The sequence below is a fragment of the Sphingopyxis sp. Q841 genome, assembly GCF_052384365.1.
GTDB lineage: Bacteria > Pseudomonadota > Alphaproteobacteria > Sphingomonadales > Sphingomonadaceae > Sphingopyxis > Sphingopyxis terrae_A.
On sequence record NZ_JBQSUM010000001.1, the window covers coordinates 1,090,244 to 1,115,153 of the forward strand.

Consider the following 24,910-nt stretch of genomic DNA (forward strand, 5'->3'; position numbering starts at 1 on the left):
AATCCTCTTTCGCGCCATGTCGAGTGTTGTCGCCGCCGCGACCGACGCGCGGACTTGCCAAGGCGCCGCCTTCCGGCCATCGCTCCGCCCCATGCTCGCGCGCCTGTTCCCCGACCGCTTTGTTCCCGTCCTCCTCGCCACCATCGTCGTCGCGAGCCTGCTGCCGGTGCGCGGAAGCGCGGTGCCGGTCGCGCAAGGGATTTCGACCGCGGCAATCGTGCTGCTCTTCTTCCTCAACGGCGTCCGCCTGCCGCGTCAAGAGGTACTGCACGGCATCCGCAATTGGAAATTGCAGGGCGGCACCTTCGCCTTCTGTTTCGGCGCGATGGCACTATTCGGGCTCGGCGCGCAGGCGTTGACGGCGCCGCTCCTGCCGCCGACACTGGCACTCGGCTTCCTCTTTCTCGGCATATTGCCTTCGACCGTCCAGTCGGCGACCGCCGCCAGTTCGATGGCGGGCGGCAATGTCGCCGCAAGTATTGTCGCGGCGGCGCTGCTCAATCTGGCCGGCGTGTTTCTGTCACCGCTCCTCTTTGCCGCACTCGCGGGCAAGGCGGGGGCGATCCACGGTGCCGCGGCGCTGCGCATCGTCGCAATCCTGCTGCTTCCTTTTCTGGCCGGACAAACGGCGCAGCCCTGGCTTCGCCCGCTGGTGCTACGGCACCGCGGCCTCGCGACGCTGATGGATCGCACCGCGATTGCGACAGCGGTTTATGTCGCCTTTTCCGCGGCCGTGGTTGGCGGCATCTGGACGCAGCTTGACGGGCGCGAGATCGCGATCGTGCTCGGCGTCGATGCGCTGCTGCTCGGTAGCGCCTTCGGCGGTGCCTGGCTGCTCGGCTGGCTGCTCGCGCTCCGCCGATCCGACCGGATCACCCTGCTGTTCTCGGGCGCGCAAAAGAGCCTCGCCGTCGGCGCGCCGCTCGCCGCGACGCTCTTTCCCTCGGCGATCGCCGGCATGGTGCTGCTGCCGATCCTCGTCTATCATATGGCGCAACTGATCCTCTCGGCATGGATCGCGCCGGCGCTGGCGCGCCACCAAGAGGTGTAGTGCTTGAATAACACAGGCCCGCATGTCATATAGGCAGGCGGCCCACTATCGACCTGGGGCTGGAAGGATTGTTATGAGCGAAGAGACCGCGACGGCGACCGCAACCGACGAACTGAAACTGACGCCGCCCGAACCCGTCCCCGCCGTCGCGCCCGAAAAGGCCGCCGGCCTTGTTCCGCTCTCGACCGAGCAGAAATCTAAGCTCGAGGAACGCGTCGACAGCTTCATCGACGATCTGGTGGCACAGGACGAAAATTCGCCCGAGTTCGGCAAGCGCATCGACCAGATCACCAATATGGGGCGCAAGGAAATGCTGGAGGCGGCGAATCATTCGAACCGCTTCCTCGACCGCCCGATCAAGGCGATGGATCGCGATACCGACATCGGCCAGAATCTGATCGAACTGCGTACCACGGTCGAACGTCTCGATCCCTCGGCGAACGGCAAGCTGCTGACCAAACGCGGCTTTCTGGACAAGATCCTGGGCAGCAAGATCAACAATTATTTCGCGCAATACCGCAGCGCCCAGACCCACATCGGCGGCATCCTGACCGCGCTTGCCAACGGCAAGGACGAGCTGCTGATGGACAATGCCGCCATCGACGTCGAGCGCCGCAAGATGTGGGAATCGATGGGCAAGCTCGAACAGATGATCCACATCGCGGGCACGCTCGATCAGCGGCTAGAGGCGAAAGCGGCCGAACTCGACGGCAGCGATCCCGCCAAGGCAAAGGTCATCCGCGAAAATGCCCTGTTCTATGCGCGGCAACGCACGCAGGATCTGCTGACCCAGATGGCGGTGACGGTACAGGGATATCTCGCCCTCGATCTCGTCAAAAAGAATAATGTCGAGCTGGTGAAGGGCGTCGATCGCGCCTCGACCACCACCGTCGGCGCGCTCAAGACCGCGATCACCGTCGCACAGGCGATGACGAACCAGAAGCTCGTGCTCGAACAGATTACCGCGCTCAACACGACCACCGCCAACATCATCGATGGCACTTCGAAGATGCTGAAGGACAATACGGCGCGCATCCACGAACAGGCGGCGTCGAGCACGATCCCGATGGAGACGCTCAGCCGCGCTTTCCAGAATATCTACGACACGATGGACGCGATCGATACCTTCAAGCTCAAGGCGCTCGATACGATGAAGACGACCGTGACCTCGCTCGAGGGCGAGGTCGCCAAGTCAAAGGGCTATATCGCGCGCGCCGAAGGCGCGAGCCAGGCGCAGGCAAGCGTCGGCGGCGCCGAGAGCCCGCTGGCGGCGATCGAGGGCTAGGATGAGCATGAGCGAGGTCGACAAGATCAGCGCGCTCGGCAACGCCGCGATCGAACGCTCGCGCGAACGGCGGCGACCGATCGGCACCAAGAGCGTCGCGCTGCGCCGCCAGCATCTCTACAAGAAGCTCGGTCGCGTCCTTGTTGCAGGCGGGATCGTGCTGATCGGCGCGGCGCTGTTCGGCGCGCTCATCAAGCCGCTCGGCTTCACGGGCCTGCTCGCGCTCACGGTGCTGTTGATCGGTGTCGCTGTGCTGTTCGGCAAATGGCCGCCCTTTCCCGAACCGCGCCAGACCGATCTGCCCAAGGCCGACCTTAAGCAGCTCGCCGGCCGCACCGAAATCTGGCTCGAGGCGCAGCGTCCGGCGCTTCCCGCCCCGGCACGCCAGCTCGTCGACGGGATCGGCGTCCAGCTCGACCTGCTCGCCCCGCAGCTCCAGACGCTCGACGCCGCGACGCCGGCGGCAGCTAATATCCGTAAGCTGGTCGGCGAGGATCTGCCCGAACTCGTCGCGGGCTATCAGCGTATCCCCGCGGGGCTGCGCGGCGAAGCGCATGCGGGACGTACGCCCGACGAAACACTGCTTGGCGGGCTCAAGATGCTCGAACGCGAGATCGGCGACGCGGCGCGCAGCCTGGCGGCTGGCGAGATCGACAAGCTGGCGACGCGCGAACGCTATCTCCAGCTCAAATATCAGGGTCTCGAAGCCGACGACACGCCGGGCGCGGCCTGATCCGCCTCAGGCGGGATAGGCTACTCCGCGATCGTCGGCGCCGGGTTCCCCGTCGCCGCGCGGCGGCACACGCTGGACATTGATCCGGTTCCGGCCGGCGCGTTTCGCATCGTAGAGCGCCTCGTCGGCGATCCGGTAGAGATACTGAAAATCGGGGGCCGGCCGCACTTCGGCGACGCCGACGCTGGCGGTCACCGGCCGGTCGCCCATCGTGTCGCTGTGATCGCACAGCGCGATTTCGCGGCGGATGCTCTCGGCAAAGCGATCGAGCATGATGCCCTCCATCCCGATGGTCAGCAGCCCGAACTCCTCGCCGCCCAGGCGCGCGACGCTGCACATCGTCCCTTCCCACCGCGCGATGCGTTCGGCGATGCGGCAGAGGACGGCATCGCCCGCTTCATGGCCGTAAATATCGTTGATCGACTTGAAGCGGTCTACATCGACAAGCAGCAGCGCCGCGGGCAGCGCCCCCTCGCGCGCCTGATCGAGCAGCGGGGTAACGGCATCGACGAAGCCCCGCCGGTTGAGCAATCCGGTGAGCGGATCGCGGCGCGCAAGCTCGTTCGCCTGCGCCTCGGCTGCCAGCGCATCGTCGCGCTCGACACGCAGATGCGCGAGCCGGCGCGTCGACGCGGCCGACAGCCACAGCGCCTGCCATGTTGCGGCGACCAGCACCGCCAGCTTCGACCCGCCGCCCCAGAAGCCGTCCTCGACATCGACCAGATGGATGATCGCGAGCGTCGCCATCGGCAGACACCAGGCGAGCGCGAAATCGCGCGCCTCGACCGATCCCCTGCGCCAGCCCCAGCCGATGCACAGCGCGACCGCGATCAGGTCGAGGATGACCGCGATGCCCAGCAGATTTCCGAGCATCTGCAGATTGCCGGTGCGGATCAACGCCAGCGGTACGCCGACGATGGCGATCGCCAGCCCCAGTGCAAGGGTTCCGCGGCGCAAAGCGCGCGGCAGATGCCGGGCGTCGATCGCGGTCACCGCGCTGGCGGTCGCGACGCCGATGGCAAGGCAGGCAAGCAAGGTCGATGCCTGCGCCGACACCGTCCCCGCCATGGCGGGAAAGATCACCAGATGAATCTGCGACCAGAAGGCGCCCCAGACGATCATCACGCCCGACCATGCCGCCTGCCACAGCAGATATTGGCGGCGCACCGCGACCGCGAGCGACAGGCTGTAGATGCCGCTGACGAGCAGCAGGGTGAGCGAGGCGCCGACGAGCGCCGCCATCCCCGCCGCCTGCAGGCTCGCATTTTCCTTGGGGATGAGGCGCGCGCGCAGCAGGCTGTGGTCGGCGAGGCGGTCGAAGCGCATGGTCACCGCGGTCAGCGGCGCGACGCGGGCCGGGGTCTCGAACAATATCTGGCCGCCGACGCGCCAGTGCGCGCCATAATCGCCGCGGCGCACCCTCTGCCAGCGCGTCTGGCCGTCGGCATAGGTGAACCCCACCGCAAGCCGGTCGAAGCGCGAGAAATGCACCATCAGTGCGGCGCCGTTGCGATCCTCGGAACGATTGCCGACATCGGCCCGCAACCACAGGCTGCCGTCGCGATACCCCGTCGGCTCGCCGCTGCAGGAAAAGCGCAGCGCGGACAGCGCGTCGTCGGGTGCGGCCAGCGGTCCGACCGAGTGGCAGAGCGGCGCATTGATGTGCAGCGGCGTCGCCGCAGCGGGCACGGCCCAAAGCGCGGCAGCAAGCCACAGCAAAACAAGCGTCCAAGACGCCCGTCTCCGTCCGCGATTTTCCTCCGCCCCGATCATGCGATTCCCTTTAGACCCCAATATCTTGGGAAAGCGTAACCGCCCAGCCCCGATCACGCTGTGGCCGCAATCACTGGCGCGGCCGGTTGGCGGCAAGGGAGGCGCCCAGCCTCGGCTTCTCGCGCTCGGGTTCTTCAGGCGTTCGCTCCCTCAATCCACGGGGAGATTGCCGCAATGCGAGGCGTCCTCGAGATCGTGCGACGGCTAGGCTATCAATATCCTATGGGTGATGAAGCCCGGGCGCGTCAGAACAAGGAAACGGGCAGGCCTAGCCGCGCCGGGCCAGACCATATTGCATCAGGCCTTCGGGTCCGAACAAGCGGTTGCGCGCGTCGGGCTGCGCCGCCGCTGCGCGCAGCGCGTCCGCCCTCGGATCGTCGATCGGCCAGCGACCATCGTTCAGAAACGCGATCCACGCATCGATGGCGTATTCGATCGACGGGCAGGTGCCGCCGCGCCTTTGATGCCAGGCCCGCGTTTCGAGCCAGCGCTGCGGGATCTTCTGGCTGCCGTCCATTGCGATCTGGATCAGGCGATGATCGAGCGCCGGGTTGGCGAAGCGATCGAGCAGCGCATCGGCATAAGCATTAAGGTCTTGCCCCGGCGCGGCGTCGATGGTCGGTGCGGCCTCCTCGCGCATCAGCCGTTCGACGAGCGGCCGGATAGCGGGATCGGCGACCGCCCGATGGACATGCTCATGCCCCGCCAGCAGTCCAATATAGGCCAGCGCCGAATGCGCGCCGTTGAGCATGCGCAGCTTCGCGGTCTCATAGGGCGCGACGTCGGCAACGAATTCCGCCCCGACCGTATCCCATCGCGGACGCGGGCCAGCGAAATCATCCTCGATCACCCACTGGCTGAATGCTTCGGTGACCACCGCACCTTCATCGCGCACGCCCAGCACCGCCTCGACAGCCGCACGGTCGGCATCGGTCGTCGCGGGCACGATGCGATCGATCATCGTCGCGGGGCATCGGCACGTCGCATCGAACCATAGGGCGACGTCTGGATGGTCGGTGGCGAGATATTGGCGCATCAGCGCGCGCAGCACTGCGCCATTATTCGCCAGATTGTCGCAGCTGAGCAACGTCAGGCCGGGCAATCCCGCCGCCTTGCGCGCCGCCAGCGCCGCCCCGACGAAGCGATAGAAGCTCGATGGCCCCTTTGCCGCGTCAAGATTGAGCTGGCCATCGGCGGTGCGCAGATAGCCCTTCTCGGTCACGGTGAAGCTGACGATATGCGTTGTCGGAGCAGCGAGGACGTCGATGACGGCCTGCGGTTCCTGCGCCGCGACGAGCACGCGCTGAACCGCCCCGATCAATCGAATTTCAGGTCCGGCAGCGGTCCGGCTGCTCACCGTATAAAGCCCGTCCTGCGGGCCAAGCTGTGCCGCGACATCGCCCGAACGCAGCGACACGCCAACGATGCCCCAGTCGCGATCGCCCGCGCCCATCGCATCGTCGGTATAAACCGCCTGATGCGCGCGGTGAAAGGCACCGATACCGAAATGGACGATCCCTGCCGCTTGCCGGCGACGGTCGTAAGCGGGCGCGCGCACGGCTGCCGGCAGCGCGGTTTGCGCCGACAGCCTCACAGCCGGTACGCGGCCTTGGCGAGATTGTAGCTGAGGTCGACCGCCAGCTCGGCCGCCTCCCATTCCTCCATGCGATGCTCGGCAACCAGCGCAGCGAGGAAGCCGCAATCGATGCGCCGCGCGACATCGTGGCGCGCCGGGATCGAGAGAAAGGCGCGGGTGTCGTCGTTGAAACCGACGCCGTTGTAAAAGCCCGCCGTCTCGGTGGTCTGGGCGCGAAAGCGGCGCATGCCCTCGGGGCTGTCGTGAAACCACCAGGCGGGGCCAAGCTTCAGCGCCGGATAATGGCCCGCCAGCGGCGCAAGCTCGCGCGCATAACTGCTTTCGTCGAGCGTGAAGAGGATGATCGTCAGCCCCGCTTCATTGCCATAACGGGCGAGCAGCGGCCGCAGCGCCCGGACATAGTCGGTGCGCGTCGGAATATCGGCGCCCTTGTCGCGGCCATAATGCGTGAACAGCCACGAATTGTGGTTGCGCAGCGCGCCGGGATGGATCTGCATGACAAGGCCGTCGTCGCGGCTCATCCCCGCCATCACCGTCAACATATGCGCTCGGAACAGCTCGGCGTCGGTGGCGCTGACGTCGGCGCGGGTAACGCGCACGAACAGCGCCTCGGCCTCCGCGTCCGACAGATCGGCGGTTGCCGCGGTCGGATGCCCATGGTCGGTCGAGGTCGCGCCCATGCCCGCGAAGAAGGCCCGGCGGTTGCGATGCGCGGCAAGATACCCGGCATAGCTGAAAGCGTCTTCGCCCGATATATCAGAGAAGCGCGCGAGATTGTCGCGGAACCCTTCATATTCGGGATCGACGACCGGATCGGGGCGATAGGCGGTGATGACGCGCCCGCCCCACTCGCCGCGCACATTGGCGTCCTTGATGACCCGATGATGATCGAGCGTGTCGAGCGGACTTTCGGTCGTCGCGATCACTTCGATTCGGTAGCGATCGAAAAGCGCGCGCGGCCGGAACGCATCGGTCGCAAGCGCCTCGGTGATCCGGTCATAATATAGGTCCGACGTTTCGGACGAGAATTGCACGTCGAAGCCGAAGGCTTCGGCGAAAACCCAGTCCATCCACATCCGCGAGGGGGTGCCGCGAAAGAGATGGTAATTTTGCGCGAACAGCCGCCAGCTTTCGCGCGGATCGGCGTCCGGATTGCCGATACCGAGCGCATCGAGCGCGATGCCCTGCGAATAGAGCATCCGGAACACATAATGATCGGGATGCAGCAGAAGTTCGGCGGCATTGCCGAACGGCGCATTGCCGGCGAACCATGACGGATCGGTATGCCCGTGCGGGCTGATGATCGGCAGGTCGGCGACCTCGGCATAAAGGCGGCGCGCGATGGCGCGCGGAACCGGGTCCGACGGAAAGAGCCGGTCGGGATGGAGGGAGAGCGGCCGCGTCATCGGCGTCTAGACCTCGACGCGATCGAGCCGCGGCGACAGCAGATGCACCGCGAGTAGCGCAATGAAATAGGCGCTGGCGCAGATGCCGAACAATATCTGATAATTATTGTTCGTCGTCTCGAGGATGTAGCCGGTGAACAACGCCATGCTCATCCCCCCGATCGCGCCGACCGTGCCGCCGATCCCGACCACCGACCCCACTGCGCCGCGCGGAAATATGTCCGACGGCAACGTATAGAGATTGGCGGAAAAGGCCTGATGCGCGGCTGTCGCGAGACCGATGATCAGGACCGCGGTCCACACGCTGTCGATATCTTGGGCGAAATAGACGGGCACGACGCAGCAGGCACACACGAACATCGTGAACTTGCGCGCGAAATTGGGGGTGCGCCCCGCCTTGATCAGCCGCGAGGACATCCAGCCGCCCGCGATGCTGCCGAAGTCGGAGATGAGATAGATGGCGGCGAGCGGCAGACCGAAGGTCTTGAGGTCCATGTCGTAGCGTTCGAACAGATAGCCCGGCAGCCAGAAAAGAAAGAACCACCAGATCGGGTCGATGAAGAATTTGCCGAGCGCATAGGACCATGTCTCGCGAATACCGAGCAGGCGGCCCCAACCGATCGGCGTCACCGGGTCGGCCGGGTCTTGCTGAATCCAGGCGCGCTCGCCTTCCGACAGCTTCGGATGCTCGTCGGGATGGCGATAGATCAGCCACCACGCGATCAGCCACAGCACCCCGAACAGGCCGGTGACATAAAAGGCCACGCGCCAGTCGAACATCAGGACGAGGAAGGGAACGAGCAGCGGCGTAACGATGGCGCCGACATTGGCCCCGGCGTTGAACAGCCCGATCGCAAAGGCGCGTTCCTTTTGCGGGAACCAGTCGGTGACGGCCCGGATACCCGCCGGAAAGTTCCCCGATTCGCCGATGCCCAGCCCGAACCGCGCGAGCGCGAATTGCGTCACGCTCGACGCCAGACCATGCGCCATATGGCTGATCGTCCAGATGATGATCGCGACGGTGTAGCCGATGCGGGCGCCAACCATGTCGACGATGCGGCCGAAGCCGATGTAGCCGACGGCATAGGCGACCTGAAACCAGAAGACGATGTTCGCGAAGTCGCCTTCGGTCCATCCCATTTCCTGTTGCAGCGTCGGCTTGAGAACACCGATCATCTGCCGATCGACATAGTTGATGGCAGTGGCAAGAAACAGCAGGCCGACGATCACCCAACGATAGCGTCCGACATTGGGCTGCGGCGGCGCGCCTCCCTCTGCGATTGCCTGTGCCATTTCTCTCTCCCTTTTCCTGCCTTCTAGAGGCTTTCGATGCGGCAGCCGACGCGGATTTTTCCGTCGAACAGTGCTTCGGCGGTCTGACCCGCCCGGATTTCATGGACGCCGGTGATGGCGCCTGCCGACACCCATGTTCCCGGCGCAATGGGGATGCCGCGGGCGCGCAAGGTGCGGGCGAGGAATGCCGCCGACCCGAAAGGCCCGTCGAGCATCGTTTCCATCGTCGCCGCGCCGACCTGCGCGCCGTCGATGAACATCGCGACGGGCATGCGGATCAGATCGGCGTCGCGCCAGTCGGCGATCGGCGGACCGAGTACGAGCCCCTTGTTGTTGCCGTAATCGGACGCGGTAACTGCGGGGCCGTGCAGGTTGATTTCGGCGAAAGGAGAACTCGCGATCTCGATTCCGGTGCGCACCTCGTCGATGCAGTCGCGAATCGTATCGGCGTCATAATCACCGTCGCCGACGGCGCCGAAGCGCAAAAGGATTTCGGCCTCGGCTGCGGCGAATCCCGGCACGAAGACCGGCATAACGGGCCGGTCGCCCGCCGATCCGTCGCGGATTTCGTCGCTGAATATCGGCCCGGTCAGACGATTGCCGCCATAGCGGCCAACGAGCTCGGCCGCGATCCGCCCCACCTTCCAGCCACCGATTTGCCGCCCGTCGAGCCGGATCGCATGATCCTGGATCGCATAGGCGTCGGCTAGGCTGTCCGGCATGACGCCGGGATAGGAGGTAAGCGGTGTCTTTTTGGCGCGCGCGGCGAGAAGCGCCTGGGCCACATTTTCCGCTTCGCTGTTCGCGCTCATCTTTGTCATTTCCCTCTTCCGGCTTTCGCTCTAAAAGACACCGGTGTCAAAAGCAAGCGAATAGCCGCCGACCCGGTTGATTTCGGCGCCATGAACGCTCACTAGGTGGGAAATGGTGCCGATCTGCGGAACATCCGGCGGGGCAGCGAGCGGAGTGCAGACAATATGCCAGCGACGAAGGGCGGACAGGGTACGAAGCAGCCGACGATCAACGACGTCGCGGCGCTTGCCGGCGTGTCGAAAAAGACCGTCAGCCGCGTCATCAACCGGTCCGAATTCATCGCCGAAAAGACACGCAAGGCGGTTCAGGAAGCGATCGAAACCCTGGGCTTCGTGCCCAATCCGCAGGCGCGCGCCCTCGCCTTTCGGCGCAATTTCCTGATCGCGCTTCTGCACGACAATCCCAATGCCCAGACGGTGCTGAATTTTCAGCAGGGCGTGCTCGACGCGATCAAGGACAGCGACCTGGCGCTGCTCGTCCGCCCGGTCGATCGCGGGTCCGACCGGATGCTCGAGGATGTCCGCGTCTTCCTGGAAAAGCAGCGCCCGATCGGCGCGATGCTGCTCCCGCCCATTTCCGAGAATGATGCGCTCGCCGCTCTGTGTAGCGAATTGGGGGTGCGCTATGTTCGCGTCGGCTCGGCGCCGCTCGACGATGCCGCGCATTGCGTCTCGTCGAACGACCGCGAAGTCGTGGCCGAAGCGGTGCGCAAGCTGATCAGCCTCGGCCATCGCCGCATCGGCTTCGTGCGCGGCCCTGTCGGGTTCCGGTCGGCCGCCGAGCGCGAGGAGGGTTTTCACGCGGCCCTTCGCGAAGCCGGCCTGACGTTGCCGCCCGATTATTTCGCGCCGGGTAATTATCGCTATGCGGCGGGGGTCGAGGCGGGCGAAAAGCTGCTGTCGCTCGCCGAACCGCCAACTGCGCTCTTCTGCTCGAATGACGAGATGGCGGCCGGGGTTATGAGCGTGGCGCACGGCAAGGGCATCGCGGTGCCGGGCGACCTGTCGATCATCGGGTTCGACGATTCGCCGACTGCCACGCATATCTGGCCTGCGCTGAGCACCGTCCGCTGGCCGATCCGCGAAATGGGCGCGCGCGCCGCGCGAACGCTGGTCCCCGATTTTCTCGACGGGGCAGCGCGCACCGCAGCGGCCGACGAAAGCCCGGTGCTCGCGTCCACCTTTGTCGAGCGCCAGTCGGTCGCTCCTCCCACCACAGCCTGAGCCTTCCGGCGGATGGCAGAGAGAAACGCGCATATGACACCGGTAACCGCTATCAGGATCGCGCCCGAGGACAATGTGGCCACGCTGTTGGCCGACGCCGCGGCGGGCGACAGCGTCGCCGTCGATGGCGGGCGAATCGTCGCGGCGAACGCCATTCCGCGCGGGCATAAAATCGCTACCGCGGCTGTAGCGCGGGGCGACGCGGTGACCAAATACGGCTTTCCGATCGGGCGCGCCTCGGTCGCGATCGAAGCCGGCGACCATGTTCACAGCCATAATCTGGCGACCGCGCTCACCGCCGACACCGCCCCCCTTCCCATGTTCGCGCAGACCGATTCCAGGTCCGTCCGCGGCGCGGACCGCGCCTTCCGCGGCCATCGGCGCGCCGATGGCCGGGTTGGGACACGCAATGAGATCTGGATCATCCCGACCGTCGGCTGCGTCGGCAATCTCGCCGAACGGGTCGCGCGGATTGCGGCGACAAAACACGCCGGAAGCGTCGATGGCATCCACGCTTTCAAACATCCTTTCGGCTGTTCGCAACTTGGCGACGACCTTTCGCACACGCGTGCGCTGCTGGCCGGGCTGGCGCAGCATCCCAATGCCGGGGGTGTCCTGATCGTCGGCTTGGGATGCGAGAATAATCAGCTCGGGGCGTTGATCGAATCCATTCCCGCAGCGAGGCGGACGCATATTCGCAGTCTGGCCGCCCAGTCGGTCGAGGATGACGAGGCGGCCTGCCTGTCGCTGATCGAGGAACTGGTCGGCATCGCGGGGCAGGCCGAACGGAGCGAAGCGCCGCTTTCCGAGCTCGTCCTCGGGGTCAAATGCGGCGGGTCGGACGGCATGTCCGGATTGACCGCCAATCCGCTGGTCGGCCGTACGGGCGACAGCATTGCGGCATCGGGCGGGCGGGTGATCCTGACCGAAATTCCCGAAATCTTCGGTGCCGAGCCCATGCTGCTGAGCCGCGCGGCATCGCGCGACGTCTTCGATCGCGCGGTGGCACTGATCGACGACTTCAAGGCCTATTTCGTACGCCATGGCGAACCGGTGAGCGAAAATCCCTCGCCGGGGAATGTCGCGGGCGGCATCACGACGCTTGAGGAAAAGTCGCTTGGCGCGGTTCAGAAGGGCGGCAAGGTTCCGCTGACCGATGTGCAGCGCTATGGCGGTCGGGCGACGCGCCCCGGCCTGACCCTGCTCGAAGCGCCCGGCAACGATGCCGTGTCGTCGACAGCATTGACCGCGGCCGGTGCGACGCTGATCCTGTTCACAACGGGCCGCGGAACGCCGCTCGGCTTTCCCGCCCCGACGCTCAAGATCGCATCCAACACCGCCCTCGCCGACCGCAAGAGCGGCTGGATCGACTTCGATGCCGGCCGGGTGCTCGACGAAGGCTTCGGTGGCGCCGCCGACGCGCTGCTCGATCTGGTGATCGAGACGGCATCGGGACGCCCAACGCGGTCGGAAGCCAATGGCGAACGCGATATCGCGATCTGGAAATCTGGCGTTACGCTCTAGGGTCAGCTCAGCGCCGAGAAGCGGAAATTCCGGAAACGCGCCTGCCCCGACCCCGCTGCGTACAGCCCCGGGCGCAGCATCAGAAAGCCGCCGCGGACATTGTGGTGATAACCTGACACCTCCATCCCGCGATCGAAGCGGGTCCAGCTTTCGCCACCATCGCCGCTGGTGTCGAAGGTGACGATATGCGCATCGTTGGTAACCCGTAGGCGCATCCGGCAGCCATGCGGATTGACGGGCTGAGCCCGTTCGATCCCATATTGATGCGTCACGAAGCGGTCGGCATCGAAACCCAGTCCGCAATAGAGACGCTCGTCGTAAAAGAGGATCAGGCCCGCCGTCACGCCAGAGTCGATATCGATATCGCATTCGAAGCGGTAGGACCGGTCGCCCGCGATTAGGAGCAGCGGCGATGAATCGGACGGCGCCCGCCCGCGCGCCGCAAGGTGCAGCGCGCCGTCCGCAACGGCGGCACGCGCGCGCTCGTCGCGTGCGGGCTTGAAGAAATTCCATTTTGCGCCGAGCGCCAGCGACGTGAAATCGTCCGACAGCGCCATGCCATGCAGACCGGCAACGCCGCCAAGCGGCTTCGCGAGCGGCCGCGACAGGTCGCCCCCTGTCATCCGCGGCCAGCCGTCGGTGGTCCATTCGACAGGATCGAGCAGCGTCTGGCGCCCCAGCGTCCAGAAGTCCTTCTCATAGCCGTGATAGACGCTCCACCAATCGCCCGACGGACCTTCCACAAGCGTCGCATGGCCGCGCGACCACCAAGCCTCGTCGCGCGAAACGGTGCGGACGATCGGATTGGCAGGGCAGTTTTCCCATGGCCCGTGGATCGAGAGGGCGCGCGCCGCGATGACCATATGGCCGGTGGGCGGTCCCGCGGTGCCGCCCACCGCGGTGATCAGATAGAAATAGCCCTCGCGGCGCACGATCTTTGGCCCCTCGGGCGAAAATCCTTCGACGACCCAGTCGGCGGGGTAGCGCCAGGGATCATAGACATGCTCGGGTTCGCCTATCCGCGACAAGCCATCGTCCGACAGCCGCACGCGGTCGCCGCCCGACAGGAACAGCCAGCGCGAACCATCCTCGCCGACGGCATGCCCGGGGTCGATATGATCGGGCAGGTCGAGGTCGACGGGATCGCTCCACGGACCCTCGATGTGGTCGGCCCAGATCACCCAGCTCGTGTTCGGTCCCTTGGTCGGAATGTAGAGAAAATAACGGCCGTCATGCTTGCACAGCTCGGGCGCCCAGACCGATCCGATATTGCGGGTGAGCGCCGGGGCGACGGAGCGCCAGTTCACCAGATCGCGCGAATGCCAGATGACCAGGCCGGGATAGGAATCGAAGGTTGAAAAGGTCATGTAATAGTCGTCGCCGTCCTTGAGGATCGACGGATCGGGATGATCACCGGCCATGATCGGGTTGAGGAAGCGGCCGTCGCCGCAATCGGCGCGGCGCTGCCCATCGGCACCCCGCCCCCATTGCGGCTCCGATGCCGGGTCCGCGGGAGCCGACATGGCCCGCGCCTTGCCCGGCGCCGGACCGAGCCCGGCCGCCAGCAGGCCGGCGCCAGCCATTTTGAACAGGTCGCGGCGATCGGTCACAGGCGTCCTCCTCTTGCGCCAAAGAAAAAGGCCCGGCCCTCGCGCGCGAAGACCGGGCCTATTTCCGGGACTAATTCTGATGGATCACATCTTGAAGCGCGCCCCGAACAGGATGGTGCGGCCAAAATGATTATTCTCGTAATTCCGGTCAGCATCGAAATCGGTGTAGCGATAGCGATAGGTGTCGAGCAGATTATTGCCCTCGACCGACAGTTCGACCCAATCGGTCAACTTGTACCGGATCGAGGCGTCCATGTTCCACGTCGCGCCATAGCCTTCGAAGACGTTGCCGGTGCCGCTGTTCGCATCGATGTAGCGGCTGCGATAGCTGGCCGACACGCGCGCGCTGAAGGCGCCGTCGTCGTAATAGAGCGTGCCGTTGTAGGCGCGCTTCGACACGCCAAAGAGCGTCGCCGAGCGCACCGCATTGACCAGCGCCCCACCCGGGACCACCGCCGGCCCCTGAACATTATAATCTGCGTCCGAACTGATGAAGGTCGCGTTCGCAAGCACCCCGAAGTGGCTGATGAAACCACCGCTGGTGAAGGCGCTGAACGGAACCTGCGCAGCGAGTTCGACGCCTTTCAGCGTGGCCCCGGCCCCGTTAACGTTGGCAGTGATCGTATAGATCTGATTGGGATCGAAATTGAGGAAAGCCGGCGAACTCGGCGGGATCGCGTCCTTCGGCAGGCCGGTGGATGCAAAGCTGGCGCTGAAGGCCTGGCTGATCGGGAAGCTTTCAACCTTCTTCACGAAACCGGCGATCGACAGAACCGCCTGCGGCGCGAAATACCATTCGACACCAAGGTCGAAATTGGTCGCCCGATAGGGATCGAGCTGCGGGTTGCCATAGCTGATCTTGTAGTTGAAGCCGTCGATCGAGCCGCCTGGCGTCAGATTGCCGAGGGTCGGACGCGTGATGACCTTGGCGATCGCACCGCGGATAATCACGTCGCGGCTCGGGTAGAGCGCCACGTTGAACGACGGCAGCCAGTCGTCATAGGTGCGATCGACCGTGACGGTGGTTCCCGACAGGACGCCGGTCGACGATTGCGCCGTATGCGCATAGCGGATGCCGGCATTGCCCGCATATTCGAGCCCGAACAATTCGCCCTTGGCATCGAACTCGATATAGCCGCCCGATACGGTTTCCTGGACCGCACGCGTATTGCCCGTGTCCGGATTGGCGGTGCGGCTGTAAAGCTGGGTGAAGTCCGTGGCCGCAGGGAAGGACGGGATAAGCCACTGGGTCGTCGTTCCCGCCGGCTGACCCGCCTTGCCGAGCGTGAACAGTTCGGCAAGCTGCGAGGTGACCGGAAAGCCGTAGACGGCAGTCGGCCCAAAGACTCCCGACGCCGAGCAGGTCAACGTACCCAGAACGCGGTCGACCCCGCCGTTGCCGCAAACCGCCGTGTCGCGGGTGAAGGCGACCGCATCGAAGTTGAAGCGGCGCCACATCGCGCCGGCCTTGACCTGAAAACCGTCGGTCACGTCCCATTCGGTACGGAGCTGGGCGGTCTTGAAGCGGTTGGTGACGTTCGAGGGACGATCGCGAATTTCGGCGAGCTGGAAATTCGCCGGATCGGTTACGCTGGTGCCGAAGGTGAGCACCGGGTGCTTCATGTCGCTGTAGTCGTAGGAATAGCCCTGCGCATCGCGGTCGTCGAACACGACGGTCGTTTCGACGGGAATGTCGGCGTCAGACTTCGACAGGCCGCCCAGAACGGTGAAGCGGAAACGGTCCGAAACATCCTGGTCCCAGCTTCCGCCGAACTGATAGAAGCTCGTCTTCGACTGGCGCAGATAATGTTCGGTGCGCACCCACGCATCGTTGAGCGTCGCCGAGATCATGTTGCCGTTCGAGTCATAGACGGGATCGACGACGTTGATCGACCGCTCATTCGAACGCAGCAGCACTTCACCCCATTTTTCCTCGCGATCTTCGCGGAAGCGCGAATAGAGGGCGTCGAGCGAAATCCGGGTGCTTTCGGTCGGTTCGAACTGGATCGAACCGGTCAGGCCGAGGCGTTCGCGGCGGTGTTCGATCTCGCCATAGCGCGGGATGCGCGGATGAAATGCGAGAGCCGCCGCGTCGCACGCTGCACCAGAGACATAGGTGCCGCCGCTGTTCGGGGCCGTCCAGCAATTGGTACCATCGACCGAGTCAAAACGCGCCTGCGCCCAACGCACGCTATTGTTGCCGAGTTCAAGCGTATTGCCCTTCGAATAGGCTGCGGAAACCGAGGCGCCAAAGGTGCCCGCATCGTTGCGCCAGCTGAGCAGCCCGGCGACACGCGGCCCCAGATCCTTCGACAGGTCGTTGTAGGAACCGACGACCGACAGCGCGCCGTGCAGCCCGGCCTTGCCGCCGAGCGGATTGCCGGTGTTGAGATCAACCACCGCGCCGAGCGAGCCTTCGTCGAGCGAGGCTTCGGCGGTCTTGTGGACGACGATGCTGCTGAAAAGCTCCGATGCGAAGACATTGAAGTCGAAGGCGCGATCGCGATTGGCCGAGGCGCCGTCGGTCGAGGTTGCGACGGTTTCCAGGCCGTTCAGCCGAACGCGGGTGAATTGGGCGCCCAGACCGCGCACGGTGATTGCGCGCCCTTCGCCGCCGTCGCGCTGGATCGAGATGCCGGGAATGCGCTGAAGCGATTCTGCAAGATTCTGATCGGGAAATTTGGCGATGTCTTCGGCCACGATCGCGTCGACCGCCGCCACCGAGTCGCGCTTGACGTTGAGCGCGGCCTGCAGCGACTGGCGAAAACCGGTCACGACAATCTCGTTGCTTGCCGCATCGTCGGCAGCGCCCGCATCTGCTGCGTCCTGCGCCCAGGCCGGCGTCGCGACCAGCACCGCAAGCGAAACCCCCGAAGCCAGCCTGACCAGAGTGCGGCCACCCCGCGCGTTATGAAAAGCCATCGTCATCCTCCCTTTTCGCAGCGCATTCCTGCCTTTGGCAAGGAATGACACCGGTTACTTTCGTCGAAGTGCAAAATCGGATCGACTGCACGTCCCCTGCGATAGAGAGTTGCGGATTGGCCGCCGTCATTGCGGTCGGCCCAAGCGCCCTCTCCCCAAAATATGTTCTTGACCGGTTTAGGTAACCGGTGTCAAAAATGATTGAAGCAAGCAGCGGTCTATGTCAAGACCCAATGCGAAGGAGAGATGCCATGTCGAAAAAACTGTGGATTGCCGCGCTGTTTCTGGCTGCGGCCGTACCCGGAGGCGCCGCGATGGCGGCTCAGGCGCAGGCAATCGCCTTCCCCGGCGCGGTCGGACCGGCCGCCGCGACTCCGGGAGGACGCAGCGGAAAAATCCTTCGCGTCACGACGCTCGCCCCCGACGGTCCGGGGTCGCTGAAGGCCGCGATCGAAACGCCGGGTCCGCGAATCGTCGTGTTCGAGGTCGGCGGCGTGATCGACCTCGGCCGCAGTACCCTGACCATCGACCAGCCCTATCTGACGATTGCCGGCCAGACGGCCCCCGGACCCGGCATCACGATCATTCGCGGCGGCATCGACGTGAAAGCGCATGATGTCGTGCTGCGCCACCTGCGCATCTATACCGGCGTTGACGGGCAGCCGAAGCGCAGCGGCTGGGAAGCCGATGCCTTCTCGACGGTCGCCGCGCACGATGTCGTGGTCGATCATTGCACCTTTTTGTGGGCGCTCGACGAAAATATGTCGGCATCAGGTCCGCGCTTCAAGGGCGCGACGGTCGCCGAATGGCGCGACGGGACCAGCCGCAATGTGACCTTTTCGAACAATCTGGCGGCCGAGGGGCTGGCCGACGCCAGCCACCCCAAGGGCGAGCATAGCAAGGGGTCGCTGATCCATGACAACACCACGGGCATCGTCTTCTATCGCAATGTCTGGGCGCACAATGTCGAACGCAATCCGCTGATCAAGGGCGGCGCGCAGGCGCTGATGATCAACAATCTGATCTACGATCCGGGCCACCGCGCGGTGCACTATAATCTGATGAATCTCGAATGGGTCGGCCACGACTATGTGACGGGCGAGATCACCGCGATCGGCAATGTCATGCGCGGCGGCAATCATACCGACGAGGGGCTGCCCTTTCTGATGCTCGGCGGCGATGGCGACCTGCGCTTCTATGGCCGCGACAATATTGCGGTCGACCGGCACGGCAACGCGCTGCCCGAATTCGGCCGCTATGGCGAAACCCGCGCGCAGCTTATCCGCTCGGAGGCCCCGCTTGCGCCCACCGATGGGTACAAAATCCTGCCGGTCCACGATGTCGAAACGTCGGTTCTGGCGACCGCAGGCGCGCGGCCCTGGGCGCGCGATGCCGAAGAGATCCGCATCCTGTTCTTCGTCGCCGAAGGACGCGGCGACATCATCGACGACGAAAAGCAGGTCAGCGCCTATCCGAAGGTGACCGAACCCGTACGCGCGCCCTTCGTAGAGAAGGATTGGGATCTGGCGACGATGGAACCCAAATCGGGCACTTATCCGGGCCAGACCACCCCCATGCCGCAAGAACATCTGTCGGCGCGCGACCTCGATTCGCGCGGCGGCGTCAAATGACGCCGCTGCTCGCGCTGCTGCTCGCCGGAAGCGCGGCACCGGCGATGGTGGTCATCGACGAGGCCGCGACGATTCGGGAAGAGCCGCCGCCGCACGGCGCCATCGGCCAGTCGACCGCGTGGCGGATCAGCGACGCCGTCCCCGCCCCGCGCAGTTTCGAATTTCGCAAGCGCGCGCTGCACGCGGGTGCGGCGATCGGCATCCACCCGATCGACCATGACGAAATCTATTATGTCGTCTCGGGGACCGGCATCGTCCATTCGGACGGCGAGGAACAGGCGCTGAAGCCGGGGATGGCGGCGTGGCTCTATCGGGGCGCCCGCGTCGGCATCCGCCAGACCGGCGACGAGGCCTTGGTGCTCATCATCGCTTATCCAGACGCCGATCCGAAACCGGAGGCACCGTAGATGGTGCTCGGTCGCCGCGAACTGATGGCCGCCAGCCTTGCGCTGCCCTTTGCGGGCGCCGCAGCCGGAGAAGTATGGACGCGGCCCGCCGGCCTTGTCCCCGACGCCAGCATCCCGCTGTGGCCGGGCGGGCATATCAAGCCGCCGCCGGGCCTTTCCGAAGAGATTGTCCAGCGCAGCGACGATCCCGACGCCAGTGACCGGATGCTTCAGCACATTACGCGGCCGCGGCTCGACATTTTCCGGCCCGACAAACCCAATGGCGCCGCGGTCATCCTCGCGCCCGGCGGCGGCTATCGCTACGTCGTGATCGACAAGGAAGGCTATGAGCTGGCGCGCTGGCTGAAGGCGCGCGGCGTGACGGTCTATGTGCTCTTCTATCGCCTGCCCGGCGACGGCTGGACGAACGGGTCCGACGTTCCGCTCGCCGATGCGCAGCGGGCGATGCGGGTCGTGCGCCGCCGCGCTGCGCTCGACGGCATCGATCCGGCACGCGTCGCTTTCGGCGGGTTTTCCGCGGGCGGGCAGGTCGCAACAAGTCTGCTGACGCGCTTCGATGCGCAGGTCTATGCACCGCTCGATGGGGCCGATACGCTGTCAGCGCGCCCCGACGCGCTCGCCGCCATTTATCCGGTCGTGTCGATGGACCCGGCAATCGCGCATGCGGTCAGCCGCGAAAAGCTGATCGGCGCGCATCCCGACGCGGCGCGCGAGGCGCTTTATTCGCCCGAGCGCAACACACGCGCCGACATGCCGCCGCTGTGGCTGCTCCACGCCGAGGACGACAGCGTCGTGAAGATCGACAACAGCCTGCGTCTGCAGGCGGCAACGCGGCGCGTCGGCGTGTCGTGCGAGGCACATTATTTCGCCGAGGGCGAGCATGGCTTCGGCCTGCTGAAAACGGCGGGCCTGCCCGTCGCCATCTGGCCCGAATTGCTGTGGGGCTGGTTGAAGGGGCGACAGATCGTCTGATCCATCGACGCTGCAGGCCGAATCAGGTTCCGGGCTGAATATAGGGGACACGCGCGAACAGCTCGCGCTCCCATCGCCGGGGATCGTTTTCGACGCGGCTCACGGTGTCGAAGATCATCGTCTCACGCTGCGCCAGTGTATAGGCGGACCAGCCCGGGTTGCCGGTGCGCGCAAAGCGCACGAAGGCGCCCATCACCACGTCGCTCATCGCCCGCTGTGCCGGCGTGGGATCGGATATGGTGCCGAAGCTGAGCCCGATGTCATCGGTATGCTTCGCCTGCTCGAAATCGAGCTGATAGACGAAGGCCGGCGCGCCGGCGCGGGCGCGCGCCTCGGCCTCCTCGACCTGCCCGCGCCAGCTCCGCGCTGCGGTGACGATGCGGTGGAACAATTCGGTCACCTCCGCCTGCGGATAACGGGCACGAAATTCGCTCACGACCCATTCGGGCAAGATGTCGATCCGCATCTGCGGCGCGATCCGGGCGGCCAGATTGTCCATCGTCAGCCCCGCAAGTGGCGGCTTGTCGGGCGCATAAAAGGCGCGTGTTTCCATCACGACATTGCCGAGCATCATCGGAATATCCAGCGACTGCGCCGGCGCGTCGGGCCAGAAGGGGTGGCGCATCAGATGCGTCATGTCGAGCACCGGCCCCATATAGAGGCCGCCGCCAAGGACCGGATCGGTCGCCGACAGCGCGGCGATCAACTGTTCGACCGGCGCGGTCGCGGGATCGACGCCGGGGCCGAGCCTGGCGAGAAAGGCTTCGGCGCGCTTTGTCGCGTTGAGCGGCCCCGACGCAGTGACCTGCTGCCCGCTCATCGTGATCGCTTTGTGGAACAGCCCCTTCGCTTCGGGCATCGCCATCAGCGTCGCGATCTTCGCGCCGCCGCCCGACTGGCCAAAGACGGTGACATTGCCCGGATCGCCACCGAAGGCCGCAATATTGCGCCGGATCCATTGCAGCGCGACGATCAGGTCGAGCTGCCCGGCATTGCCGCTGTCGGGAAAGCGCGGGTCGAGTCGCGCGAGATAGAGATAGCCGAGCGCGTTCAGCCGGTGGTTGACGGTAACGACGACGACATCGCCGCGCGCCGCCAGATTTGCGCCGTCGTTGATCGGGTCGGTGACGCTGCCGGTCGAATAGGCACCGCCGTGGAAATAGACCAGGACGGGGCGCTTGCGCTTCTCGTCGAGCGCGGGTGTCCAGACATTCAGGAAAAGGCAGTCTTCAGATTGCGGCTGGTAACGATCGCCGGTCTGGGGACAGGCAGGGCCGAAGCCGCTATCCTGCTGTTCGGCGTGGAGGACGGGAACGGGCGCACGAAAGCGCGCCGCGCGGGCATAACGGATCCCGGGATAGGCTAGGATTGGGGCAACCTCGTCTTCTCCCCAGCCCAGACTGCGATATTCCCCGTCGGGGGCGTCGATGACAGCATGCACGGGCGTAGCGCGGGCCGTTGGCGATGCGGCCACGACCAGCAGCCCCGCCGCGCCGCCCAGCAACGCGCGACGACTCATCCTCTCAGCGCCGGACATCGAGTCCGCCGCCGTGGAAGGCATCGATATCGGTTTCACCAAACCGGCTGGCATCGCCCGGCAGCGAATGTTTGAGGCAGGTGAGCGCAAGGCCGGTTTCGGCCATCGCCTTGACGTCGGCGCCCTTCAGGTGCGCGTGCAATACGCCAGCGGCAAAAGCATCGCCCGCCCCGATCCGGTCGACGATGCCGGTCACATCGACCTCGGCGGTCTGATGCGCGCCCCCGCGCAAATCGACGCGCGCGGCGATGCGGTGGTGATCGGCGGTCACAATGTGGCGCGCGGTCGAGGCGATGAGTTTGAGCGCGGGGAAAGCGGCAAAGCCAGCCTCGGCCGCTTCGCGCCGACGATCCTCGCCCTCCCCCGAAAATTCGCGCCCCAGCACGAGCGAGAGGTCGCGGTGATTGCCGAACAATATGTCGGCGCTGCCGATCAGTTCGGACAGGATCGCACGCGGATCGCTATCCCACGCGTCCCACAGCATCGCGCGGTAATTGCCGTCGAAACTGACGGGAACGCCGAGCCGCCTTGCGGCGCGTGCCGCCGCAAGCGCCGCCGCGGCCGAACGCGGCCCGAGCGCCGGGGTAATTCCCGACAGGTGGAGCAGCCGGGCGCCCGTCAGCAGCCGGTCGAAGTCATAATCCTCCGCCCCGCTTTCCGCGAAACTCGATCGCGCGCGGTCATAGACGATTTCGGAGGCGCGCAGCCCGGCGCCGACGCTCAGGAAATAGAGCCCCATGCGCCCCGGATGAAGCGTGACGGCGGTGCAATCGACGCCTGCGCCGCGCACCGCCGCCACTGCACCGCGACCCAGTGCATTCGAAGGAATTTTGCCAACCATCGCGCAATCGTGACCAAGATGCGCGAGGCCGATCGCGACATTCGCCTCGGCTCCCCCGACTTGGAGCGCAAGCGAGGGCGATTGCATCAGCAGCTCGTTGCCCGGCGCGGTCAGGCGGATCAGCAGTTCGCCGAAAAAGACAAGACGGCTACCCATCGCGCGAGTCTAGCGCGCGAGCCAGCCGCCGTCGACGGCGAGGATATGGCCCTGCACATAGTCCGACGCGCTCGACGCCAGAAACACGGCCGCGCCGCCGATATCGCTCGGGTCGCCCCAGCGGCCCGCCGGAATGCGTTCCATGATCTGGCGGTTGCGCGTCTCGTCGCCCTGTAACGCGGCGGTGTTGTTCGTCGCGATATAGCCGGGCGCGATCGCATTGACCTGTACACCCTTCGCCGCCCATTCGTTCGCAAGCAGCTTGGTCAGCCCGCCGACCCCCGATTTCGAGGCGGTATAGCTCGGGACGCGAATGCCGCCCTGAAAGGTGAGCATCGAGGCGATGTTGATGATCTTGCCCGAGCCGCGCGCGATCATGTGGCGCCCGACGCTCTGGCAGAGGAAGAAGAGCGTCTTGAGATTGGTGTCCATCACCGCGTCCCAGTCGGCCTCGGTGAAATCGACCGCATCGGCGCGGCGGATGATCCCCGCATTGTTGACGAGAATGTCGATGCGCCCGAACTCGGCGAGCACCGCGTCGACGAGCGGCTGCACCGCGCCGACGCTCGACAGGTCGGCGGCGAAATTCTCGCCCCTCCGCCCCAGCCCGCGCACCTTGCCGACAGTCTCGTCCGCGGGCGAGCGGCCCGCGGCCGCGATGTCCGCCCCCGCCTCGGCGAGCGCGAGCGCGAGCCCCTGCCCGATGCCCGTGTTGGCACCGGTGACGAGCGCCACCTTGCCCGACAGGTCAAAGAGGCCCGCCATTACGACAGCTGACAGATGTCGAGGACGTTCATGTCGGTATAATCCTGATTCTCGCCCGCCATCGCCCAGATGAAGGCGTAGGATTTCGTGCCCGCGCCCATGTGGATCGACCAGGGCGGCGAGATCACCGCTTCCTCATTCTGCATCACGATGTGGCGCGTCGCCTCGCCCTCGCCCATGAAATGCATCACGCGGTCGGTATCGACATTGTCGAGCTCGAAATAGAAATAGATCTCGCTGCGGCGCTCGTGGATATGCGGCGGCATCGTGTTCCAGACGCTGCCTTCCTTGAGCACGGTCAGCCCCATGACGAGCTGCGCGCTGTCGCACACGCCCGGAATGACGAGCTGATAAATCGTGCGCTCATTCGATTCGGCGAGGCTGCCGCGGTCGAGCGCATTGGCGTCGGCGATGCCGAGCTTGCGCGTCGTGAACGCCTTGTGCGCAGGGCACGACGCCAGATAATAACGCGCGCCTTCGCCCGCGAACTCGACGTCCTTCGCACCCATCGTCACATAGAGGCAATCCTTGTTGCCGAGCGTGAAGCTCTCGCCGTCAACGGTGACCGTGCCTTCGACCGACGAGACGTTGACGATCGCGAGTTCGCGGCGTTCGAGGAACGGGTGCCCCGCGACCGACGGCGGCTCGGTCTGCGTCGGCAGCTTGACCGGCGCGCTGCCCACGGCGACGCCGCCGATCACGAAGCGGTCGGCGTGGGTGTAGTTGAGGACGCATTCGCCCTCGCGGAAGAGGCCCTGGATCAGATAGCGATCGCGAAGTTCCGCGTTCGACACCTCCTCCATCATGGAGGGATGAGTAGCATAATAGGTGCGATCGAACATGGCGGCATCCTCAGGTCTGATTGATCTGAAGCTGGGTTAGTTGATAAGGTAACCGGTGTCAATCGATGACAAAAAGGCGCCCCGGCCATCATCATATCCGGAGAAAGACTACCACCCTCGGCGTTCGAGCGCGCCGACGCGCAATACGCAAGCAGCACCATCCTCTCGGCTTCCTCCAACGCGAGGAGAAAGTCTCAAAGATCGGCATCCTATGCAGGAGTCCGCTCGCACCATAGCTCGACTCGCATCGAGCGTGTACGGTTTACAATCACGAAAGACCTGCGCGCGCGATTTTACCCGGCTACTGCGGCATCGCGTTCCAGCGTCTTAAAGCGGGAAAATGGATGCCCCGTGAGGATTCGAACCTCAATAGACGGAATCAGAATCCGTAGTCTTACCATTAGACGACGGGGCAATGAGGGGCGCGCAATATGATTGCGTGGGCCGTCTGTCAAGGCCGGTGCGACCGCCCGGTCGGGTTCGCGCAACAGGCGGCTTGCCCTTATCCAATTCGCCGCTAGCATCGCGC

19 protein-coding genes and 1 tRNA gene are annotated in these 24,910 nt (G+C 65.2%); 8 read left to right on the forward strand and 12 right to left on the reverse strand.

Features of this window, described 5'->3' with window-relative positions:
- The first annotated feature begins 16 nt into the window (after positions 1–16).
- From ACT17R_RS05395 to ACT17R_RS05405, 3 genes are all read left to right on the forward strand, one after another.
- Positions 17–1,051, forward strand: a complete 1,035-nt coding sequence (locus ACT17R_RS05395; RefSeq protein WP_444809123.1) for a bile acid:sodium symporter family protein — start codon at positions 17–19, stop codon at positions 1,049–1,051.
- Positions 1,052–1,124: 73 nt separating this feature from the next.
- Entirely contained in the window at positions 1,125–2,336 is a 1,212-nt protein-coding gene (locus ACT17R_RS05400) for a toxic anion resistance protein (RefSeq protein ID WP_062901818.1), read from the forward strand.
- Between the two features lie 7 nt (positions 2,337–2,343).
- A complete protein-coding gene (locus ACT17R_RS05405) occupies positions 2,344–3,069 on the forward strand; it encodes a hypothetical protein (RefSeq protein WP_234178506.1) in 726 nt (241 codons plus the stop codon).
- 6 nt (positions 3,070–3,075) lie between these two features.
- Here ACT17R_RS05405 and ACT17R_RS05410 read toward each other — a convergent pair whose 3' ends face one another.
- The 5 genes from ACT17R_RS05410 to ACT17R_RS05430 form a co-directional block, all read right to left on the reverse strand.
- Positions 3,076–4,758, reverse strand: coding sequence for a diguanylate cyclase domain-containing protein (locus ACT17R_RS05410; RefSeq protein ID WP_444809124.1), 1,683 nt, complete (start codon positions 4,756–4,758; stop codon positions 3,076–3,078).
- A gap of 352 nt (positions 4,759–5,110) precedes the next feature.
- Entirely contained in the window at positions 5,111–6,436 is a 1,326-nt protein-coding gene (locus ACT17R_RS05415; protein WP_263587761.1) for a mannitol dehydrogenase family protein, read from the reverse strand.
- Positions 6,433–7,845, reverse strand: coding sequence for a glucuronate isomerase (gene uxaC / locus ACT17R_RS05420; protein ID WP_062901815.1), 1,413 nt, complete (start codon positions 7,843–7,845; stop codon positions 6,433–6,435). The genes ACT17R_RS05415 and uxaC overlap by 4 nt, the downstream gene beginning before the upstream one ends.
- A gap of 6 nt (positions 7,846–7,851) precedes the next feature.
- Entirely contained in the window at positions 7,852–9,138 is a 1,287-nt protein-coding gene (locus ACT17R_RS05425) for an MFS transporter (RefSeq protein ID WP_062901814.1), read from the reverse strand.
- Between the two features lie 23 nt (positions 9,139–9,161).
- Positions 9,162–9,959 (reverse strand): 2-keto-4-pentenoate hydratase, encoded by a 798-nt coding sequence (locus tag ACT17R_RS05430; protein ID WP_313906815.1) that lies wholly within the window; start codon positions 9,957–9,959, stop codon positions 9,162–9,164.
- Positions 9,960–10,115: 156 nt separating this feature from the next.
- Between ACT17R_RS05430 and ACT17R_RS05435 the strand changes: the two genes are divergently transcribed.
- Positions 10,116–11,174 carry a LacI family DNA-binding transcriptional regulator gene (locus ACT17R_RS05435; RefSeq protein WP_062903118.1) on the forward strand — a complete coding sequence of 353 codons (1,059 nt, stop codon included), beginning with the start codon at positions 10,116–10,118 and terminating at the stop codon, positions 11,172–11,174.
- 33 nt (positions 11,175–11,207) lie between these two features.
- Positions 11,208–12,698 (forward strand): UxaA family hydrolase, encoded by a 1,491-nt coding sequence (locus tag ACT17R_RS05440; RefSeq protein WP_062901813.1) that lies wholly within the window; start codon positions 11,208–11,210, stop codon positions 12,696–12,698.
- 2 nt (positions 12,699–12,700) lie between these two features.
- On the opposite strand, the gene ACT17R_RS05445 is transcribed toward ACT17R_RS05440, so the two are convergent.
- Positions 12,701–14,281 carry a family 43 glycosylhydrolase gene (locus ACT17R_RS05445; protein WP_062903117.1) on the reverse strand — a complete coding sequence of 527 codons (1,581 nt, stop codon included), beginning with the start codon at positions 14,279–14,281 and terminating at the stop codon, positions 12,701–12,703.
- Positions 14,282–14,392: 111 nt separating this feature from the next.
- Positions 14,393–17,236: a TonB-dependent receptor gene (locus ACT17R_RS05450; RefSeq protein WP_062901812.1), complete on the reverse strand. Its 2,844-nt coding sequence runs from the start codon at positions 17,234–17,236 to the stop codon at positions 14,393–14,395.
- Between the two features lie 308 nt (positions 17,237–17,544).
- On the opposite strand from ACT17R_RS05450, the gene ACT17R_RS05455 reads away from it, so the two are divergent.
- From ACT17R_RS05455 to ACT17R_RS05465, 3 genes are read left to right on the forward strand one after another with little or no spacing between them, the layout of a single operon-like run.
- Entirely contained in the window at positions 17,545–18,861 is a 1,317-nt protein-coding gene (locus ACT17R_RS05455) for a pectate lyase family protein (protein ID WP_238929777.1), read from the forward strand.
- The gene (locus ACT17R_RS05460; RefSeq protein WP_062901810.1) at positions 18,858–19,268 is read left to right on the forward strand and encodes a cupin domain-containing protein; all 411 of its coding nucleotides are present in this window, start codon (positions 18,858–18,860) and stop codon (positions 19,266–19,268) included. The genes ACT17R_RS05455 and ACT17R_RS05460 overlap by 4 nt, the downstream gene beginning before the upstream one ends.
- Positions 19,269–20,240, forward strand: a complete 972-nt coding sequence (locus ACT17R_RS05465) for an alpha/beta hydrolase (protein ID WP_062901809.1) — start codon at positions 19,269–19,271, stop codon at positions 20,238–20,240.
- 22 nt (positions 20,241–20,262) lie between these two features.
- Here ACT17R_RS05465 and ACT17R_RS05470 read toward each other — a convergent pair whose 3' ends face one another.
- The 5 genes from ACT17R_RS05470 to ACT17R_RS05490 form a co-directional block, all read right to left on the reverse strand.
- Entirely contained in the window at positions 20,263–21,759 is a 1,497-nt protein-coding gene (locus ACT17R_RS05470) for a carboxylesterase/lipase family protein (RefSeq protein ID WP_238929630.1), read from the reverse strand.
- Between the two features lie 4 nt (positions 21,760–21,763).
- Entirely contained in the window at positions 21,764–22,774 is a 1,011-nt protein-coding gene (locus ACT17R_RS05475; RefSeq protein ID WP_062901807.1) for a sugar kinase, read from the reverse strand.
- 9 nt (positions 22,775–22,783) lie between these two features.
- On the reverse strand, positions 22,784–23,539 hold the full coding sequence (gene kduD / locus ACT17R_RS05480; protein ID WP_062901806.1) for a 2-dehydro-3-deoxy-D-gluconate 5-dehydrogenase KduD: 756 nt from the start codon (positions 23,537–23,539) through the stop codon (positions 22,784–22,786).
- Complete coding sequence (kduI, locus tag ACT17R_RS05485) at positions 23,539–24,381, reverse strand: 5-dehydro-4-deoxy-D-glucuronate isomerase (RefSeq protein ID WP_186402928.1); 843 nt, start codon at positions 24,379–24,381, stop codon at positions 23,539–23,541. The genes kduD and kduI overlap by 1 nt, the downstream gene beginning before the upstream one ends.
- A gap of 341 nt (positions 24,382–24,722) precedes the next feature.
- Positions 24,723–24,796 (reverse strand) — tRNA-Gln (locus tag ACT17R_RS05490).
- Positions 24,797–24,910 lie beyond the last annotated feature (114 nt).